At 56.4% G+C, this 17,311-nt stretch carries 17 protein-coding genes and 1 pseudogene; 12 read left to right on the top strand and 6 right to left on the bottom strand.

What is annotated here, in order from left to right:
* Positions 1 to 31: 31 nt before the first annotated feature.
* Entirely contained in the window at positions 32 to 628 is a 597-nt protein-coding gene (gene recR / locus Q0O33_RS03800) for a recombination mediator RecR (protein ID WP_295496271.1), read from the bottom strand.
* Between the two features lie 42 nt (positions 629 to 670).
* On the opposite strand from recR, the gene fmt reads away from it, so the two are divergent.
* A complete protein-coding gene (gene fmt, locus Q0O33_RS03795) occupies positions 671 to 1,576 on the top strand; it encodes a methionyl-tRNA formyltransferase (protein WP_295496269.1) in 906 nt (301 codons plus the stop codon).
* The gene (gene truA / locus Q0O33_RS03790; protein ID WP_295496266.1) at positions 1,573 to 2,313 is read left to right on the top strand and encodes a tRNA pseudouridine(38-40) synthase TruA; all 741 of its coding nucleotides are present in this window, start codon (positions 1,573 to 1,575) and stop codon (positions 2,311 to 2,313) included. Before fmt ends, truA begins: the two co-directional genes overlap by 4 nt.
* A gap of 15 nt (positions 2,314 to 2,328) precedes the next feature.
* Here the strand turns inward: truA and Q0O33_RS03785 are convergent.
* A pseudogene (locus Q0O33_RS03785) lies at positions 2,329 to 2,868 on the bottom strand (methylated-DNA--[protein]-cysteine S-methyltransferase); the annotation flags it as partial.
* A gap of 8 nt (positions 2,869 to 2,876) precedes the next feature.
* A complete protein-coding gene (locus Q0O33_RS03780) occupies positions 2,877 to 3,554 on the bottom strand; it encodes a dienelactone hydrolase family protein (protein ID WP_295496263.1) in 678 nt (225 codons plus the stop codon).
* Between the two features lie 259 nt (positions 3,555 to 3,813).
* Between Q0O33_RS03780 and Q0O33_RS03775 the strand changes: the two genes are divergently transcribed.
* From Q0O33_RS03775 to Q0O33_RS03755, 5 genes are all read left to right on the top strand, one after another.
* Positions 3,814 to 4,380: a F0F1 ATP synthase subunit delta gene (locus Q0O33_RS03775; RefSeq protein WP_295496260.1), complete on the top strand. Its 567-nt coding sequence runs from the start codon at positions 3,814 to 3,816 to the stop codon at positions 4,378 to 4,380.
* An 8-nt stretch (positions 4,381 to 4,388) separates the two neighbouring features.
* Positions 4,389 to 5,918, top strand: a complete 1,530-nt coding sequence (gene atpA, locus Q0O33_RS03770; protein WP_295496258.1) for a F0F1 ATP synthase subunit alpha — start codon at positions 4,389 to 4,391, stop codon at positions 5,916 to 5,918.
* 84 nt (positions 5,919 to 6,002) lie between these two features.
* Positions 6,003 to 6,884: a F0F1 ATP synthase subunit gamma gene (locus Q0O33_RS03765; RefSeq protein WP_295496255.1), complete on the top strand. Its 882-nt coding sequence runs from the start codon at positions 6,003 to 6,005 to the stop codon at positions 6,882 to 6,884.
* Between the two features lie 27 nt (positions 6,885 to 6,911).
* On the top strand, positions 6,912 to 8,480 hold the full coding sequence (atpD, locus tag Q0O33_RS03760) for a F0F1 ATP synthase subunit beta (protein ID WP_295496253.1): 1,569 nt from the start codon (positions 6,912 to 6,914) through the stop codon (positions 8,478 to 8,480).
* Positions 8,481 to 8,486: 6 nt separating this feature from the next.
* Entirely contained in the window at positions 8,487 to 8,747 is a 261-nt protein-coding gene (locus Q0O33_RS03755) for an ATP synthase F1 subunit epsilon (RefSeq protein WP_295496250.1), read from the top strand.
* A gap of 24 nt (positions 8,748 to 8,771) precedes the next feature.
* Here the strand turns inward: Q0O33_RS03755 and Q0O33_RS03750 are convergent, their stop codons facing one another.
* Positions 8,772 to 9,257 carry an SH3 domain-containing protein gene (locus Q0O33_RS03750; protein ID WP_295496247.1) on the bottom strand — a complete coding sequence of 162 codons (486 nt, stop codon included), beginning with the start codon at positions 9,255 to 9,257 and terminating at the stop codon, positions 8,772 to 8,774.
* A gap of 95 nt (positions 9,258 to 9,352) precedes the next feature.
* Here Q0O33_RS03750 and Q0O33_RS03745 point away from each other — a divergent pair, with 95 nt between their 5' ends.
* The gene (locus Q0O33_RS03745; protein WP_295496244.1) at positions 9,353 to 10,351 is read left to right on the top strand and encodes a D-glycerate dehydrogenase; all 999 of its coding nucleotides are present in this window, start codon (positions 9,353 to 9,355) and stop codon (positions 10,349 to 10,351) included.
* A gap of 102 nt (positions 10,352 to 10,453) precedes the next feature.
* Entirely contained in the window at positions 10,454 to 11,764 is a 1,311-nt protein-coding gene (locus Q0O33_RS03740; protein ID WP_295496240.1) for an ammonium transporter, read from the top strand.
* Positions 11,765 to 11,842: 78 nt separating this feature from the next.
* On the opposite strand, the gene Q0O33_RS03735 is transcribed toward Q0O33_RS03740, so the two are convergent.
* Together Q0O33_RS03735 and Q0O33_RS03730 are read right to left on the bottom strand one after the other, a co-directional pair.
* Positions 11,843 to 13,246, bottom strand: a complete 1,404-nt coding sequence (locus Q0O33_RS03735; protein ID WP_295496237.1) for a nitronate monooxygenase — start codon at positions 13,244 to 13,246, stop codon at positions 11,843 to 11,845.
* A 74-nt stretch (positions 13,247 to 13,320) separates the two neighbouring features.
* The gene (locus tag Q0O33_RS03730; RefSeq protein WP_295496234.1) at positions 13,321 to 14,469 is read right to left on the bottom strand and encodes a glycosyltransferase; all 1,149 of its coding nucleotides are present in this window, start codon (positions 14,467 to 14,469) and stop codon (positions 13,321 to 13,323) included.
* Positions 14,470 to 14,771: 302 nt separating this feature from the next.
* Here Q0O33_RS03730 and Q0O33_RS03725 point away from each other — a divergent pair, with 302 nt between their 5' ends.
* The 3 genes from Q0O33_RS03725 to Q0O33_RS03715 all read left to right on the top strand — a co-directional run bounded on the left by Q0O33_RS03725 (position 14,772) and on the right by Q0O33_RS03715 (position 17,311).
* Entirely contained in the window at positions 14,772 to 16,163 is a 1,392-nt protein-coding gene (locus Q0O33_RS03725; protein ID WP_295496232.1) for a protein adenylyltransferase SelO family protein, read from the top strand.
* Positions 16,164 to 16,250: 87 nt separating this feature from the next.
* Positions 16,251 to 17,018, top strand: a complete 768-nt coding sequence (cobA, locus tag Q0O33_RS03720) for a uroporphyrinogen-III C-methyltransferase (protein WP_295496229.1) — start codon at positions 16,251 to 16,253, stop codon at positions 17,016 to 17,018.
* Positions 17,015 to 17,311: a DUF2849 domain-containing protein gene (locus tag Q0O33_RS03715; protein ID WP_295496226.1), complete on the top strand. Its 297-nt coding sequence runs from the start codon at positions 17,015 to 17,017 to the stop codon at positions 17,309 to 17,311. The genes cobA and Q0O33_RS03715 overlap by 4 nt, the downstream gene beginning before the upstream one ends.

Genomic DNA, 17,311 nt, shown 5'->3' with positions numbered 1-17,311 from the left:
GGGTCGCAAATAGGGACGGTCTTTGGATAAATCAACCGACGGGTCGCCGTGCGCGCAAGGCTTGCGCCAAAGTGCCGTCGTCAAGATAATCAAGCTCCCCGCCCACCGGCACGCCATGCGCCAATTGCGTCAGGCGGATGGGGAATTGCTCCAGCCGCTCGGCCAAATAATGCGCTGTTGTCTGCCCCTCAAGCGTGGCGTTCATCGCCAACACCACCTCGTCAATGCCGCCGTGGGCAATGCGGCTGACCAATCCGTCGATATTCAAATCCTCTGGCCGGACACCATCCAATGCCGACAAGCGGCCGCCCAGAACATGATATTTTCCGGGGAAAAGCCGTGAACGGTCCAGCGCCCACAAGTCGGATACATCCTCCACCACGCAGATTGATCGGATGTCGCGGCGTGGGTCAACGCAAATGCCGCATGGATTGCCGGTGTCGATATTGCCACAGGTGCTGCAGACAACGAGCCTTTGCTCTACATTCTGCAAAGCACGCAATAACGGCTGCAATACGCTCTCACGCTTTTTCATCAGGTGCAACACGACACGGCGGGCCGAACGGGGGCCAAGCCCCGGTAGCTTCGACAATGCTTGTGCCAGTGCGTCTATTTCTTGCGATGCCATGCGCTGGGTCTTAGGGGGCTTTTGAACAAAGGAAAAGTGACGATGCGTCTTGCCTTCATGGGAACGCCCGAATTTGCCGTGCCGACGCTCGATGCGTTGGTGGCGGCTGGGCATGATGTGGCCGCCGTTTACACACAGCCACCGCGCCCCGCCAATCGTGGCAAGAAACTGACCCCGTCCGCGGTGCAACAACGCGCTGAGGAGCTAGAGCTACCGGTACGATGCCCTTTGTCGCTGCGTCAGGCAGAAGCACAGGCTGATTTCGCGGCACTGGGCGTCGATGTTGCTATCGTTGCGGCTTATGGCCTCATATTGCCGCCAGCGGTCTTGGAGGCGCCTGAGCATGGCTGCCTGAATGTCCATGGATCATTGCTGCCCCGTTGGCGGGGCGCCGCACCTGTGCAACGTGCGATTTTGGCCGGCGATGCCACCACGGGCGTCATGGTCATGCAGATGGAGGCGGGTCTGGATACGGGCCCCGTCCGCGCGACGACGGAAATCGAAATCGGGCACAAGACAACGGGCGTGATGACCATGGAGCTGGCCGAGCTTGGCGCGGAACTGATGGTTCGGGTTTTGGCGGATTTGGATGCGTTTCCCTGCGTCGCGCAACCGGATGAAGGCGTTACTTATGCCGCCAAGATCGACAAGGCAGAAACGAAGCTGGATTTTTCCCTATCCGCCGAAGACGTCGAGCGCCAAGTCCGTGCGTTTAACCCCGCACCCGGCGCATGGTTCGCATTTGAAGATGAGAGATATCGGGTGTTGGCCGCTGACATCATCGCAGCCCACGGCGCGGCAGGCACGATTATGGACGACCAACTCACCATCGCCTGCGGCGTTCATGCCATTCGCCCAACGCTCATCCAACGTGCCGGCAAACCGGCTATGCCCACCGCGGACCTGCTGCGCGGCAAAGCCATTCCCGCTGGGACAATATTGTCATGACACGCTTTGCGCTGACCATCGAATTTGACGGCGGCCCGTATATGGGCTGGCAATGGCAGGACCATGGCCCCTCGGTGCAAGGGGCAGTCGAAGAAGCGATATTCAAAACCACCGGCGAGAAAACTTTGGTCTACAGCGCTGGTCGCACCGATGCAGGGGTCCATGCGTTGGGCATGCGCGCGCATGTCGATGTCGAAAAAGGCCTATCCGCCTTCCGCTTGATGGAGGCCATTAACGCCCATTTGCGTCCGCACCCCATCGCGATATTGGCATGCAAAGAAGTCGCCGACGACTGGCATGCGCGTTATAGCTGTATTGGTCGCGCTTATGCATATCGCATCCTCAACCGCCGTGCCTCCCTGACGTTGGAAAAGGGTCGCGTCTGGCGCGTCGGGCCGGAGCTGGATGCCGATGCGATGCATGACGCCGCGCAGATACTTGTTGGCCTGCACGATTTCACGACCTTCCGTTCCACCGCGTGCCAATCCGCCAGCCCTGTCAAAACGCTCGACCGCCTGAACGTGCGGCGAGAGGGGCAGCATGTGATTATCGAGGCAGCGGCCTTGTCCTTCTTGCATCATCAAGTGCGGTCTATGGTCGGATGCCTTGTCGCCGTCGGGCTTGGACGCTGGACAGCCGCAGATCTAAAGGCGGCGCTCGATGCCGCCGACCGTTCGGCTCTTGCGGAAAACGCACCACCCGAAGGACTATATTTTGTGCGGGCGTTATATCCTTAAAAAATGGTTCACGGCCTAGTCTGAAAACAAACCGCCCTGCTCGTTTTCCCATGCCAGCAAACGACGCTTGCGTTCCAACCCATAAGCATAGCCGCCAAGGCCGCCATCTGACCGGATGACACGGTGGCAGGGAATAAGCACCGAGACAGGGTTGGCACCATTGGCCGTGCCCGCCGCGCGCACCGCATCAGGCTTTCCAACCGCCGCAGCGATTTCGGCATAATTACGCGTTTCGCCCGCCGGTATTTGCTGCAACGCTTGCCACACGGCCATTTGAAAATCAGTGCCGCCGACATCTAAGGGCAATTGGGGCATCTGCTTTGGGTTTTGAACCGCGAAGACCGCACCGTCGATGAGCGCCGAGAGCGAACCGCCTTCACGCAGCAGGGTCGCGTTCGGAAAGCGGCGCGTTAGCGCGCTTTCATTTTCGTCAAACGACAGGCGGCAAATTCCCTTATCGGTCACCGCCAGCAACATCGCGCCAAGCGCAGTTTCAGCCACCGTCCAATATATGGAAACGCCTGAACCGCCGTTGCTCCATGCGCTTGGTGTCATAGCCGCATTCATCCACCGCAGGCGCGAAAGAGTGCCAAAGTGCGTTCCCGTGCCAGATCGGCGCTTGGCTCATGATAATCCTTGCGCCGGTCGGAATTGAACCCATGATTGGCGTCATACACGAATATTTGCGCGGTCGGATGGGCCTTTTCAATAAGCGCTTCGACGCCTTCCATCGGTATGCCCGCGTCATAGCGTCCGAAATGGGCGATCGTGGCGCATTTGGGGATATTGTCCGCATAAACCGTCGGCACGAGACTGCCATAATAACAACTGGCGGCGGCGAGATAATCGCTGATCCCAGCAACGGCCCACGCGACAGAGCCGCCATAGCAATAGCCTGTGATAAACACCGGCCCCTTATCCTTCAGCGCATTAATGCAAACCACTGCATCTTCGAGCGACTGCACGAACGGGTGCAGCTCGCGCGCTAGCTCCACGGCACGATTATAGTAGGGGCCAGTATAATCGGCCTCAAACCCTGGATGCTCGCGGTCAAAAATGGCGGGTGACAATACCTCATAACCATCGGCAGCATATTCGTCGCACAAGTCGCGGATATGGTCGGTCACGCCAAATATTTCCTGAACAAGGACAAGGCCACCGCGACGTTCCCCCTCTGCTTCGGCATTATAGACGGCGATTTCTGCGCCATCCGACATCGTCATGCGAATCATTTTGCCCATTGCATTCTCCATTTTGTCGCCATTCTATTATTTCAGGCTCACATCCTACGGCAGTTTGTTATCTTTAAACAAGTTTAAGGCAGAAATCTCCGAATAATGAGGAGAGAAAGTTCGGCATCACGGTTCCCGTTACACAAGCGACAATCGCCATCTTGCATCGCAGCAAAACCCCTGCTAGGCGCAGCGCGACGTCAACAAGGGGCAACCCTTCGGTGCGCTCGCCAAGTTTTTTCAGTCTCACATTTTAGGAATTCGACGCGTGGATCATTCCGGCGGCACAAGCGCTAATATTCAAGCCAGTCTTGCTGGCCGTTACGCGACGGCATTGTTTGAACTGGCCCGCGACGCGAAGGCGATCAATGCCGTTGAAAAGAGCATGCAGGCGATTGCCAAAGCTGTAAGCGAATCGGCTGATTTAAAAGCACTCACAACGAATACTGTGCTCAGCCGTGGTGATGCGAAAAAAGCTATCGCCGCGGTGGCAAAAGCGATGAAGCTTGATGCACTGACTGCAAAGACATTGGGCGTGCTCGCCGACAACCGCCGCTTGAACGAAACGGCCTTCGTTGCCCGCGCGTTTTCAACGCTTGCTGCGGCGCATCGCGGTGAAGTCACGGCTGAAGTGACCTCCGCCCATGCGCTCAGCGCAGCGCAGACCAAGGCATTATTGGCAACACTCAAAACACGCGTCGGCAGCACCGTCGCCATCCAGACCAAAGTCGATCCGTCACTTCTTGGCGGGCTTACCGTGAAAATCGGTAGCCAGATGATCGACAACTCCATCAAAACCCGTTTGAACACCCTCGCTAACGCGATGAAAGGCTAAGTAGCAACATGGATATCCGCGCCGCAGAAATTTCCAAGGTCATTAAGGACCAGATCGCCAATTTCGGCACCGAAGCTCAGGTTTCGGAAGTCGGCAGCGTATTGTCGGTTGGTGACGGTATTGCCCGTATTCACGGCCTCGACAATGTGCAGGCTGGTGAAATGGTCGAATTCGCCAATGGTATTCAGGGCATGGCGCTGAACCTGGAAGCAGACAATGTCGGTGTTGTTATCTTCGGTTCTGACAGCGAAATCCGTGAAGGTGACGTTGTAAAGCGCACCGGCACGATTGTGGACGTTCCTGTCGGCAAGGAATTGCTTGGCCGCGTTGTTGACGGTCTTGGCAACCCCATTGATGGCAAGGGCCCATTGAAGACCACACAGCGCAGCCGCGTTGAAGTCAAAGCGCCGGGCATCATCCCGCGCCAATCGGTTTCGGAGCCTGTTCAAACGGGCCTTAAGGCGCTGGACGCCCTCGTGCCTGTTGGCCGTGGTCAGCGCGAATTGATCATTGGTGACCGTCAAACAGGTAAGACCGCTGTCGCCATCGACACCTTCATTAACCAGAAGGAAGTCAACAAGGGCACCGACGAATCGAAGAAGCTGTACTGCATCTACGTCGCCGTCGGTCAGAAGCGTTCCACCGTTGCGCAGATTGTCCGCGCGTTGGAAGAACAAGGCGCGATGGAATATTCCATCGTTGTTGCTGCAACCGCTTCGGAACCTGCACCGCTTCAGTATCTTGCGCCTTACACCGGCGTTGCGATGGGTGAATTTTTCCGCGACAACGGCATGCACGCCGTCATCGTTTATGACGATTTGTCGAAGCAAGCTGTGGCCTATCGCCAAATGTCCTTGCTGCTGCGTCGTCCTCCAGGCCGCGAAGCTTATCCAGGCGACGTTTTCTATCTCCACAGCCGTTTGTTGGAGCGCGCCGCAAAGATGTCCGACGCCAATGGCGGTGGTTCATTGACCGCATTGCCGATCATCGAAACACAGGCTGGTGACGTTTCGGCTTATATTCCAACCAACGTGATTTCGATCACCGACGGTCAGATCTTCTTGGAAACCGACCTGTTCTTCCAAGGCATCCGTCCTGCAATTAACGTGGGTCTGTCGGTAAGCCGCGTTGGTTCGGCTGCACAGACAAAGGCGATGAAGAAGGTTTCTGGCTCGATTAAGCTTGAGCTCGCACAATATCGCGAAATGGCTGCGTTCGCGCAGTTTGGTTCAGATCTTGATGCCTCAACGCAGAAGCTTTTGAACCGTGGTGCGCGTTTGACCGAATTGTTGAAGCAGAAGCAATTCTCGCCGCTTCCATTCGAAGAGCAAACCGCGTCGATTTTTGCAGGCACCAATGGGTATCTCGATGGTATTCCAGTGAGCGATGTCACCCGCTACGAAGAATCGATGCTTGCCGACTTGCGCGCCAACCATGCTGGTATCCTGAAGACCATCCGCGACAGCCGCGACTTCAGCGACGACAGCAAGAAGGCGCTGATGGCCGCACTGGATACATTCACGAAGAATTTCGCTTAACAATCACCCGTCATGCTGAACTTGTTTCAGCATCTTAGTGAAGACCCTGAAACAAGTTCAGGGTGACGGCAAAGGGAAGAATAGATGGCGTCTCTTAAGGCCCTCAAAATGCGGATCAACTCGGTCAAATCGACCCAGAAGATCACCAAGGCGATGAAAATGGTCGCCGCTGCGAAGCTGCGCCGGGCGACCGAAGCAGCAGAAGCATCACGTCCTTATGCCGAGCGGCTTGAGGCAGTGGTGTCGAGCATCGCGTCCAAGGTATCTGTTGGCCCGCAATCGCCAAAGCTGCTTGCGGGCTCTGGCAAAAACGACGTGCATTTGTTCGTTGTCGCAACCAGTGACAAGGGCCTTGCCGGTGCATTCAACACCAACATCGTCCGCCTCGCCCGCCGTCAGGCAGAAGCTTTGAAGGCTGAAGGCAAGACCGTCAAATTCTACACCATCGGGAAAAAGGGCCGCGATCAGCTCAGCCGGACTTTTCGTGGCGATATCATCCACAGCATCGAACCCGGCGATCTGGGCAAGCTCAGCTTTGCTGATGTGCAAGCATGGGGCGAAGATCTGACCGCGCGTTTTGAAGCTGGCGAATTTGACGTCGCGCATCTGTTCTTCAGCAAATTTGTGACCGTGCTGACGCAAGAACCAACGCAGATTCAATTGATGCCCGTCGCGGTAACCGCTGGTGAAGGCGACGCGGCTGGCCTGTCCGCCACGGTAGAATATGAACCCGACGAGGAAGAAATTCTCGCCGAATTGCTGCCACGCAATGTCGCCGTTCAGTTGCTGCGCGCGAACCGCGAAAATGCGGCATCGGAGCAAGGTTCAAAAATGACAGCTATGGACAATGCAACGCGCAACGCGGGTGACATGATCAACAAGCTGACCATTCAATATAACCGCACGCGTCAGGCAGCGATTACCACTGAACTTATCGAAATTATCGCAGGCGCAGAAGCGCTTTAACGACATCCAAAGGCAAGGAAGAAGCAAATGGCAACCGCCCCGAAGAAGACCGCAGCTCCAAAGGCAGCAGCAGCCGCTAAAAAGGCGCCTGTGAAAAAGGCCGCTGCAACCAAGGCTCCCGCTCCAAAGGCAGGCGCTGGCCAAACCGCGATTAACGTCGCTGGTGCAACTGGCCGCATCAGCCAGATCATCGGCGCTGTTGTCGACGTAACGTTTACTGGCCAATTGCCATCGATTTTGTCGGCGCTTGAAACCGACAATAACGGTAACCGCTTGGTCCTTGAAGTGGCGCAGCATTTGGGTGAAAACACCGTACGCACCATCGCCATGGACGCGACCGAAGGCCTGACCCGTGGTCAGCCTGTGCGCGATACCGGCGCGCAGATTTCTGTGCCGGTTGGCCCAATGACCCTTGGCCGCATCATGAACGTTATTGGTGAGCCAATTGACGAACGTGGTCCTGTTGGCGCTGCAAAGTCCAACCCAATCCACGCAGAAGCGCCTTTGTTCACCGACCAGTCGACCGAAGCCGAAATCCTCGTCACAGGTATTAAGGTTATCGACTTGCTCGCGCCTTATGCAAAGGGCGGCAAAATCGGCCTGTTCGGCGGTGCCGGCGTTGGCAAGACCGTTCTTATTCAAGAACTGATCAACAACATCGCAAAGGGCCATGGCGGCGTTTCGGTGTTTGCTGGCGTGGGTGAGCGTACCCGCGAAGGTAACGATCTCTATCACGAATTCCTCGACGCCGGCGTTATCGCCAAGGATGCCGACGGCAACCCAACCCCAGAAGGTTCAAAGGTTGCGCTGGTCTTCGGTCAAATGAACGAGCCTCCCGGTGCCCGTGCCCGCGTTGCGCTCTCAGGTCTGACCATGGCGGAATATTTCCGCGATGAAGAAGGCCAGGACGTTCTGTTCTTCGTCGACAACATCTTCCGCTTCACGCAGGCTGGTTCGGAAGTGTCCGCACTTTTGGGCCGTATTCCTTCGGCTGTGGGTTATCAGCCAACATTGGCAACCGACATGGGTCAGTTGCAGGAGCGCATTACGTCCACCACCAAGGGTTCGATTACCTCGGTTCAGGCCATTTACGTTCCCGCAGATGACTTGACCGACCCTGCACCAGCAACGTCATTTGCTCACTTGGACGCAACAACCACGTTGAACCGTGCGATTTCGGAGCTTGGCATTTATCCAGCCGTTGACCCGCTAGACTCGGTCAGCCGCGTTTTGACGCCAGCCGTTGTTGGCCAAGAGCATTATGACACCGCCCGCCGCGTTCAGGAAACGCTGCAAAAGTATAAGTCGCTGCAAGACATCATCGCGATTTTGGGCATGGACGAATTGTCAGAAGACGACAAATTGACCGTAACCCGTGCGCGTAAGATCCAGCGTTTCTTGTCGCAACCTTTCCACGTTGCAGAAGTCTTCACCGGCATCTCCGGCAAGTTCGTTCAGGTCGAAGACACTGTGAAGTCGTTCAAGGCAGTTGTGGATGGCGAGTATGACCACCTTCCCGAAGCCGCCTTCTACATGGTTGGCGGAATCGAAGAAGCGGTTGCAAAGGCAGCCAAAATGGCTGCGGAAGCGGCGTAAGCCATTATGCCTCTCCACTTCGAACTCGTAACCCCTGAGAAGCTCTATCGCTCGGACGACGTCTATATGGTCGTCGTTCCGGGTACTGAGGGCGATTTCGGCGTGTTAGAGGGCCATAGCCCGATGATGAGCACGCTGCGCAACGATGCGGCGCTTGAGATTTACAAGACGCAAGGCGCAACGCCGGAGCGCCTGATGATCGCAGGTGGTTTTGCAGAAGTGAACGCAAACGGCCTAACAGTGCTGGCAGAACGCGTCGAAGCTTAAGCTTCGGGCGTTTGTAGCGCGTATTTACAGCGCCTCATCGCCCCAAATACGGGACGTTTCGATATAGCCGTACCGACCTTCGGTTTCAAAACGGCAATATCCCTTTTCGCATTCATCAATGGTTCCGACAACGCCGGGTTCAACGCGCCATGAAATATGCGCGCTGACTTGCGGTGAGTCCCGCAACGCACCAATGTCTTTACCAATAACGATGGCGGTCCGCTCTGGGCTAAGTAACCGAACGTGCAGCCAGCCTTGGTCGCCATCGGGGTCTTGAACCTTGCGCCAGACGCTGTGAACCGCGACAACCTTCACTGGCAAATTTTGCCTTTTGTAAATCCATGTAACAGAAAATTCCGTGCTGGGTCCCGTGCGCATCCGAGCTTCAGGCTTCTCAATAGATGCCCAATAAGGCGGTTTACGCTGCGTCTGTCCAGCGGCAGACGCCGCCCCCAAAAGCGCAAGCGCCACTGCGCCATACCGCACGATCGATCTGTTCTGATTTACCATATTTTTTACCATCGTTTTCATCTTATACGGCAAGCGTTGCGACGAGCGCAACCATCCTGTCTTGACCTAGCCGCGAATTCCGCTTTAGTCAGCCTATGCCAGAACTTAGCCGCATCGAACGTCCGTCCATCCACGTTACACGCAGTTTGCTACCTGCGGTTGAAAAACGCATGACGGAGTTGTTTGACGCACGCTTCAATGCCGACGACACCCCACTAAGCCGTGACGCTTTGGTCGCTGCCATGGCCGATTGCGACGTGCTTGTGCCAACGGTCACAGACAATATCGATGCAGAGATCATCGCAGCCGCCCCGCCCCGGCTCAAGCTCATCGCGAGCTATGGCGCAGGGGTTAACCATATCGATCTGGCCGCCGCAAAGGCAAAGGGCATCATGGTCACCAACACCCCCGGGGTGTTCACCGACGATACCGCAGACTTAACGATGGCGCTGATCCTCAACGTTCCCCGCCGTCTGGGTGAGGGGCAGCGTGTCATGCGTAACGGCGAATGGCGCGGCTGGAGCCCAACAGGTATGCTGGGCCACCGGATTGGCGGCAAGACATTGGGCATCATCGGTCTTGGCCGTATTGGTGAGGCCGTGGCGATGCGCGCTAAGGCCTTTGGCCTCAACATCATCTACAACAAACGCCACCGCCTGCCCGCCAGTGTCGAAGATGAATTGGGCATCATCTTTGAGCCCGACATTGACAGGCTCATGGCGCGGTCGGACATTATCAGCCTGCATTGCCCCTTAACCGCAGAAACCGACAAGATCATCAACGCCAACCGCATCGCGCAGATGAAAGCGGACGCCTATATCATCAACAGTTCGCGCGGGGAGTTGATCGACGAGGACGCGTTGATTGATGCCCTGGAAACGGGCCGCATCGCTGGCGCCGGATTGGATGTCTATACGCATGAACCCGCAGTGGATTCGCGGTTGTTCAATATCCCCAATGTTGTGTTGCTCCCCCATCTGGGCAGCGCGACCTTTGAGGGCAGAGAAGCGTCGGGCGAACGCGTGATTACCAACATCCGTATGTGGGCGGACGGCCACAGACCGCCAGATCAAGTCCTTGAAGGCTGGCAATAAGCAATATTGTATTCATTGTGGCACGTTGACCGCAATTTTGTGCATTGAGCCTTGGGTTTTGCACGCCTAGAGACTGGTTCCGAACCGGGGGGCTACACGAACATGATTTCGAAGACTATACTGCCAGCGCTGCTCATAAGCACTTTGGCCGCCGCACCTGCATTTGCGCAAAATGCCGCTGCCGCATTGCCTGAAGCCAATAGCGGCGACAGCGCATGGATTTTGACTGCTTCGGCGTTAGTGTTGATGATGACCTTGCCCGGGTTAGCGTTGTTTTACGGCGGGCTGGTCCGCGCCAAGAACTTCCTTTCCGTGTTGGTCCAATGCGGCGCAGTGGCCGCTTTGGCTTCGGTCATTTGGATCGTGATTGGCTATAGCCTCGCCTTTTCCGTCAATGGCAACGGCTTCATCGGCTCTTTTGAAAACGTCATGTTTAACGGACTGCTGGCGTCCATTAGGGAGGGGCAGACAACCGGCGAGTTCGCCTTTGCTTTGTTCCAGATGACCTTTGCGATCATCACCCCTGCTCTAATCGTCGGCGCTTGGATCGAGCGCGCGCGCTTTGGCTGGGTGGTCGCATTCAGCGCCTTATGGTCGCTTTTGGTCTATGTTCCAGTCACCCGCTGGGTTTGGGGTGGCGGATTTCTGGCCGATCAAGGCGTTATCGATTTTGCCGGCGGCATTGTCGTGCATACCACTGCAGGCGTTTCCGCGCTCGTCGTAGCCCTTATGCTCGGCAAGCGTATCGGCTTCCCCAGAACGCTTATGTTGCCGCACAGCCCCGCTCTGACAGTCGCTGGGGCCGGATTATTATGGGTCGGCTGGTTTGGCTTTAATGGTGGCTCTGCCTTGGCGGCAAATGATGCTGCCGCGAGCGCCATCATCAACACCCATGTCGGTGCGTCGGCAGCGGCCTTGGTCTGGTTGCTGATCGAACGGATAAAGGTTGGCAAGGCAACCGCAGTGGGCTTTGCGACGGGTGCGGTTGCCGGACTTGCGACCATTACGCCGGCGGCGGGCGTGATTGGCCCGGGCGGAGCAATCATTCTGGGTATATTGGCCGCAGTCATATGCTTTTGGTTTGTGGGCCTTGTCAAAGGCACGCTGAAAATTGATGATTCACTCGACGTTTTCGCTGTGCACGGCGTCGGCGGCATATTGGGCTCCATGATGCTCGCCATTTTTGCGAGCGAGGCCTTGGGCGGCGCGGGCTATGCCGAAGGCGCAAATATGGCATCGCAACTTTGGGCGCAGTTCAAGGGCGTTGCCATAGTCGCGGGCTATTCCGCCGTGGTGACGGTGGTTATTGGTTATGTGGTGTCGGCAGTATTGCCCATGCGCGTGAGCGAGGATCAGGAACGCGACGGGCTCGACATTTCAAGCCACGGCGAAAGAGCGTGGGATCTGGATTGATCGAAATGGCGGGGCGCGATGCCCCGCCGCAGTCGCAAAAGTTTCAACGGGCCTGACGCATCAGGCCCGAAAATGGCATCAATCGCCCGTAAGAATACGATCCATCAATTGCTGCACCGTCGGGACAAAGCCGTTCGAATAAAAGGGATCTTTTCCGAACAGATAGGCGCTGTGTCCGGCGAACATCAGATTTTCATCAATCGGCGCGCCATGTGCGATGTTCTGAAGCGCCTTTTGAATGCAAAAGCTGCGCGGGTCGGCCAGACGGCCAGTGGAATTATTGTCATGATCTTTCCACGACGAAAAACCGCAATGCGATAAACAACCCATGCAGTCCTTTTGATCTTTCCGGATAACCTCGCCTGAAGATGGCGTCACGAACACAAGCGAGTTATCGGGCGTTTTTAGCGCAACGGTAAACCCACGTGCATCCCATTCGCGTGCCTTCATCAGGTCGGCTTGGGTAACCCAGAAATTCTTACCCTTCACGCCCACATCCAATTGCGCCGTGTGTTCCGCGTCGGCGGCCTGCACAAACGAAATTTGACGTTCCGAACGCGCCTGAAGCTCCAACAGGAAAGGATTGATGACCGCGCTAGAGTAAAAACCCGTGGGCGAAAATTGATGCAACAGCACGCCGTCTTCTGGAATTTTCGTAAGCGCGTCTTTCCAACCCGCTGGAATGGGGCTTTCTTGCGTCAAAAGCGGACGTGTGCCCAATTGGAACGCAATCTGCGCCAGTTCGGGGTTATCAATCCAGTTGTTCCAGTCGCGCAGGAACCAAACGCCGCCTGCCATGACGATGGGCACATCATCCGAAATGCCTTCAACGCGCATGACATCGCGTAGAGCCTTCACGCGGGGATAGGGGTCTTCGGGGCTGCGCGGGTCTTCGGCATTGGACAGGCCATTGTGACCACCGGCCAACCACGGGTCTTCATAAACCACCGCACCCAACCATTCAGGTACCTTGTGATAGGCACGCTTCCACAGTGCGCGGAAGGCACGGGCGGAGCTTACGATCGGCAGATAATAGACGCCATATTGCGCCGCGATTTCGGATAGCTTATATGGCATGCCTGCGCCGCAGGTAACGCCTGTCACCATGCCCTTGGTCGCTTCCAATATGCCATGCAAGATGCGCTGTGCACCGCCCATTTCCCAGAGCACGTTGATATTTATAGCGCCGCGCCCATTGGATATTTCATGCGCAAGCTTTACCTGCGCAATGCCGCCGCGAATGCCATATGCGACAAGTTCCTCATGCCGTTCGGCACGCGTTTTACCCAGGAAGACTTGCGGGATCATGTCGCCATTTTCGTCATAGCTGTCGGCATTTACGGCAGAGACTGTACCGATGCCGCCGGCCGCAGCCCAGGCGCCAGAACTTGCATGATTGGTTGCCGCAACGCCCTTGCCGCCTTCGACCAATGGCCATACTTCACGGCCACCATAGATAATGGGTTTCAGACCCTTGAACACAAATACCACCCCTAAAAATTCTTGTTTAAAGCACTGTACAGCGCGCTTCTAGTGGTCGGCGCTATCGCAAATGTTCAGCTTTGTCGCGCAAAATCGGCACGTTTCATGGCAGAACCATAAAGCTGCCGATAGCGTGCAAACATCGTGTCCTCATCATATTGAGAACAGGCCAAAATGCGGTTTGCTGTGGCCAATGTTGCACGAAGTGCCGCATCTTTTGCCAAGCTAGCGATAGCCGACGCCAAAGCGCCCTCATCATCACGTGCAACGATAAATGGCCGGTTCTCCCGCGATACGATATTACGGACATCGCCCACATCCGTGGACACAATCGGCAGCGCGCTGGTCATCGCTTCAACCAGTGAAACGGGATATTGTTCGCTATCTGACGACAGCGCAAAAATGTCGAACAACCGAATATAACGGGCGGGATCACGCAAATATCCAGGCATCATGACGCGGTCCGCGATACCAAGCCGCGTGGCCTGTGCCATGATGACGTCGCGGTCTGGCCCTTCACCCACAATGGCAAGCCGGATATTCACGTCCGCCGCCGCGACCGCACGCAATAGCCGAGGTAAATTCTTGACGCTGCGCAGGTCTGCAATCGTACCGACGACAATTTCGCCGTCACGCTTTTGAAAACCCGGGAAAGACCCACGCTGCGGACGGCGGTTATAATGTTCGGTATCAATGCCATTGGGAAAGCGCGCGATTTTCTCCAGCGGCTGATGCCAGACAGTGCGCGCAATATGTTCAAGCGTTTTGGAGGGCACAACAAGGGCGTCAGCCCGTTGCAGCGCAATGGTGCGGAACCAATTGCGGTGCCATTTCAGCTTATCAACTTCATCCTGCTCAAATCCGTCCTCATGATGGATCAATGGCGGCAATTTCATACCGCGCGTGAACAAGGTATGCGCCATGACGCCATCCATCGCGCCGAAATTGTAACTCAGCACGAGGTGAAATTTCTTCATATAAGCGGCCAAACGGCGATAGCGGCCCATGCTCGGCATTCCGGTGAGCGAAGGTGCGGCGTCTCTGGGGAAATTGACCTTCACGCGGCGATCTAAGGCGTCCGCCGCGCCAAAGGCGTCACTAACCGCCGACAAAACCGTATGTTCGGCTTGATTACCAAAATGATTCATCAGACGAACCGTGCGCGATTGCGCATCACCTAAATCAAAGCTGCTATGCAAATGCAGGATGCGAACCGCCGCCATACTTGCCTTTCCCTTTTGCACCGCCCAGATGCGTAAGGGTCAGGACCACTTAAATCTACCTTCGCGGCGTCAAAATGGCAAAGATATCGAAGTAAAATGTCCGCCGCAGGCAGTCATTCTGCCTGCAAGGGCATTTTGCTTTGAGATCGAAGCCATTTTGGTGTCCTTCGGATTTGACCCATTTTGTCCATTGCCACGTTGGCAAGCTTGGACTTAGAACCACTAAGTCCGGCGCTTACCGCCTGGCACTGAACAGTATGGCCTCAAACCGCGAAGGTGGATTTAAGTAGTCCTGACCCTAGATGAATATGAAACCTTTCCCTTCCCCCTACCGCCCTGATCCACAAATCGCCAGTCTTGGCGCGAAAATTGGTGACGCTGTCCGGCCTGCGCATTTTCCGGAGACGATCTTGCGTTTTCGTAATGATCGTTGGGCGGCGACAGTGGGGTTGGCGGACTATAATGACGCCGCTTGGGTCCGCCACTTTGGCCGCTTTGAACCGCTACCCGACAATATGCCCGAACCACTGGCTTTGCGTTATCATGGCCACCAGTTTCGCGTCTACAATCCGGACATTGGCGATGGTCGCGGTTTCCTGTTTGCGCAAATGCGCGATGGCGACGGCCGCTTGCTTGACCTCGCGACCAAGGGATCGGGAACCACGCCGTATAGCCGCCGTGGCGATGGCCGCCTGACGCTTAAGGGTGGGGTGCGCGAAATATTGGCAACGGAGATGTTGGAGGCTTTGGGCGTCAACACCTCCAAAACATTTTCCATCATTGAAACCGGCGAAGAATTGATACGCGGCGATGAACCGTCCCCCACACGGTCGGCGGTGATGGTACGGTTGAGCCATAGCCATATCCGCATTGGCAGTTTTCAACGCGCAGCCGCCGAGGGAAATGCCGAGTTCATGCAGCAGCTCATCGCCTACTGCCTAACGCAGCTTTATGATGTTGCCCCTTCGGAAAATCCTGCGGCCCAGTTGCTTGGGCTGGCGGTAGAGCGGGTCGCTGATCTTGCCGCATCCTATATGGTCGCGGGCTTTGTCCATGGCGTGCTCAACACCGACAATATCAATATCACCGGTGAGAGCTTCGATTATGGTCCGTGGCGCTTTACGGAATATTGGGACCCGCAATTCACCGCGGCCTATTTTGACGAGACGGGTCTTTACGCCTTTGGCAGACAGGCCGAAGCGCTGCATTGGAACTTGGGACAGTTGGCAGTGGCGCTGCGCTTGGTGTCAGATGCGCCGCCATTGATTGCCGCGCTGGAACGTTTTCCGGGCCTGTATCAGCAAGCGGTCATCCGGCGCTTTCTGTGGCGCTTGGGCGTGGCGTCACGCGGAGAGGAACTCGACAGGCAATTGGTTGCAGCCGCCGAACGCACAATGTCGCGGGAAAAAATCGCCATCGATCAATTTTTCTATCGCTATCGCCATGGCAAGGCGAACGCGGGCGACGCCCCCGGCGAATATGAAGCCGCATTTGCCGCTTTGCTACGCGATTACGCGCCTGTGGAGGGGAACCGGCACGCCTATTGGTCGAAAGGCGCGGTCTGTTCGATGTTGATCCACGAGGTCGAAGATATCTGGCAAGCCATATCCGAAAAGGATGACTGGGAACCGCTACATCGCAAAATCCATGCTATTCGGGAAATGGGGCAAGCTCATATGACGTCGGAGTTCTAGCGGAAAAATGATGCGCTAAAGTTCTTCTAAGCCTTGGCCAACTTATCCTGATTTGATGCTGGCGGCGCAATTGCCCATTACAGCAATATGGAACAAGCACGCGTATATTTGGTGGGCGCTGGCCCCGGTGACCCCGAACTGCTGACCGTGAAGGCGGTACGGTTGATTTCGACCGCGGACGTTGTGGTGCATGACGGCCTCGTGGATGACGCGATAATGGCGCTCATCAATCCCGACGCACGGCTGATTTCCGTCGCCAAAAGCCGTTCACGCCATTCGGTGCCGCAAGACGGGATCAACGACATTCTCATCCGTGAGGCGCAGGCCGGTCATAGGGTCGTGCGGTTAAAAGGCGGCGACCCGTTTATTTTCGGGCGCGGTGGTGAAGAGGCCGAAGCCTGCCGCGATGCTGGCATTGATGTCGAGGTTGTTCCCGGCATTTCTGCGGCGATGGGCGGGGCAGCCGCGACGATGTTACCGCTGACCCACCGTGATGCCGCCAGCGCCGTGACTTTCGTCGCTGGCCAATGCAAGGGCCTGACCGACCAAAATTGGGCGGGCCTTGCGGGTAAAGGCCGCACTTTAGTCATTTACATGGGTATCGCGACGGCGGCGGATATCACTGAGAAACTCATCAGCGATGGGCTGTCACCCGACACGCCAGTCGCTGTGCTGGAGCGCGCGACACGGCCCGACGCCCGCGCGATGCGTACCATATTAACCGACCTTGGCGACATGATCGCGCGCGAAAGCGTGATGTCGCCCGCCATCATCATTGTCGGCGATGTCGTCCTGAAATCTGACGCCGAAGATCGGTTGTTCCATTTTGCCAAGCAGGCGGAGAAAATTGCGTGAAATTACTGACGGGAAATGATTTGGTGTCTGGCGCTGTCACATGGTGGACGGGCAATGGCTGGTCCATCCATGTCGAAGATGCCGCCGATGTTGGCGAACATGGCGAGGCGATACTCCACGCCGAAGAAGGCGCACGCCGCGTCAACGCGCCTTACATCATTGATGCGCTGCCAACCGAAAACGGCCCGCGGCCCGCGCATATCAAGGACCGCATTCGCGCGCTGGGACCAACCGTCCGCACGGACCTTACACTTAAGCCTGCCGATCCTGCGGCTGGTGATTGGATAATCTGA

Origin of the sequence: Sphingorhabdus sp. EL138 (assembly GCF_945862485.1) — a bacterium.
In the GTDB taxonomy this organism is placed as follows: domain Bacteria; phylum Pseudomonadota; class Alphaproteobacteria; order Sphingomonadales; family Sphingomonadaceae; genus Sphingorhabdus_B.
The sequence above is the reverse complement of the archived record's forward strand: the minus strand, read 5'-3'. Positions and strand labels throughout refer to the sequence as shown.

Coding starts and splice junctions, on each gene's coding strand:
- atpD (WP_295496253.1), top strand. CDS start 6,912: ATGGCAACCGCCCCGAAGAAGACCGCAGCTCCAAAGGCAGCAGCAGCC.
- Q0O33_RS03745 (WP_295496244.1), top strand. CDS start 9,353: ATGCCAGAACTTAGCCGCATCGAACGTCCGTCCATCCACGTTACACGC.
- Q0O33_RS03780 (WP_295496263.1), bottom strand. CDS start 3,554: ATGGGCAAAATGATTCGCATGACGATGTCGGATGGCGCAGAAATCGCC.
- Q0O33_RS03765 (WP_295496255.1), top strand. CDS start 6,003: ATGGCGTCTCTTAAGGCCCTCAAAATGCGGATCAACTCGGTCAAATCG.
- Q0O33_RS03725 (WP_295496232.1), top strand. CDS start 14,772: ATGAATATGAAACCTTTCCCTTCCCCCTACCGCCCTGATCCACAAATC.
- atpA (WP_295496258.1), top strand. CDS start 4,389: ATGGATATCCGCGCCGCAGAAATTTCCAAGGTCATTAAGGACCAGATC.
- Q0O33_RS03740 (WP_295496240.1), top strand. CDS start 10,454: ATGATTTCGAAGACTATACTGCCAGCGCTGCTCATAAGCACTTTGGCC.
- recR (WP_295496271.1), bottom strand. CDS start 628: ATGGCATCGCAAGAAATAGACGCACTGGCACAAGCATTGTCGAAGCTA.
- truA (WP_295496266.1), top strand. CDS start 1,573: ATGACACGCTTTGCGCTGACCATCGAATTTGACGGCGGCCCGTATATG.
- Q0O33_RS03750 (WP_295496247.1), bottom strand. CDS start 9,257: ATGGTAAATCAGAACAGATCGATCGTGCGGTATGGCGCAGTGGCGCTT.
- Q0O33_RS03755 (WP_295496250.1), top strand. CDS start 8,487: ATGCCTCTCCACTTCGAACTCGTAACCCCTGAGAAGCTCTATCGCTCG.
- fmt (WP_295496269.1), top strand. CDS start 671: ATGCGTCTTGCCTTCATGGGAACGCCCGAATTTGCCGTGCCGACGCTC.
- cobA (WP_295496229.1), top strand. CDS start 16,251: ATGGAACAAGCACGCGTATATTTGGTGGGCGCTGGCCCCGGTGACCCC.
- Q0O33_RS03730 (WP_295496234.1), bottom strand. CDS start 14,469: ATGGCGGCGGTTCGCATCCTGCATTTGCATAGCAGCTTTGATTTAGGT.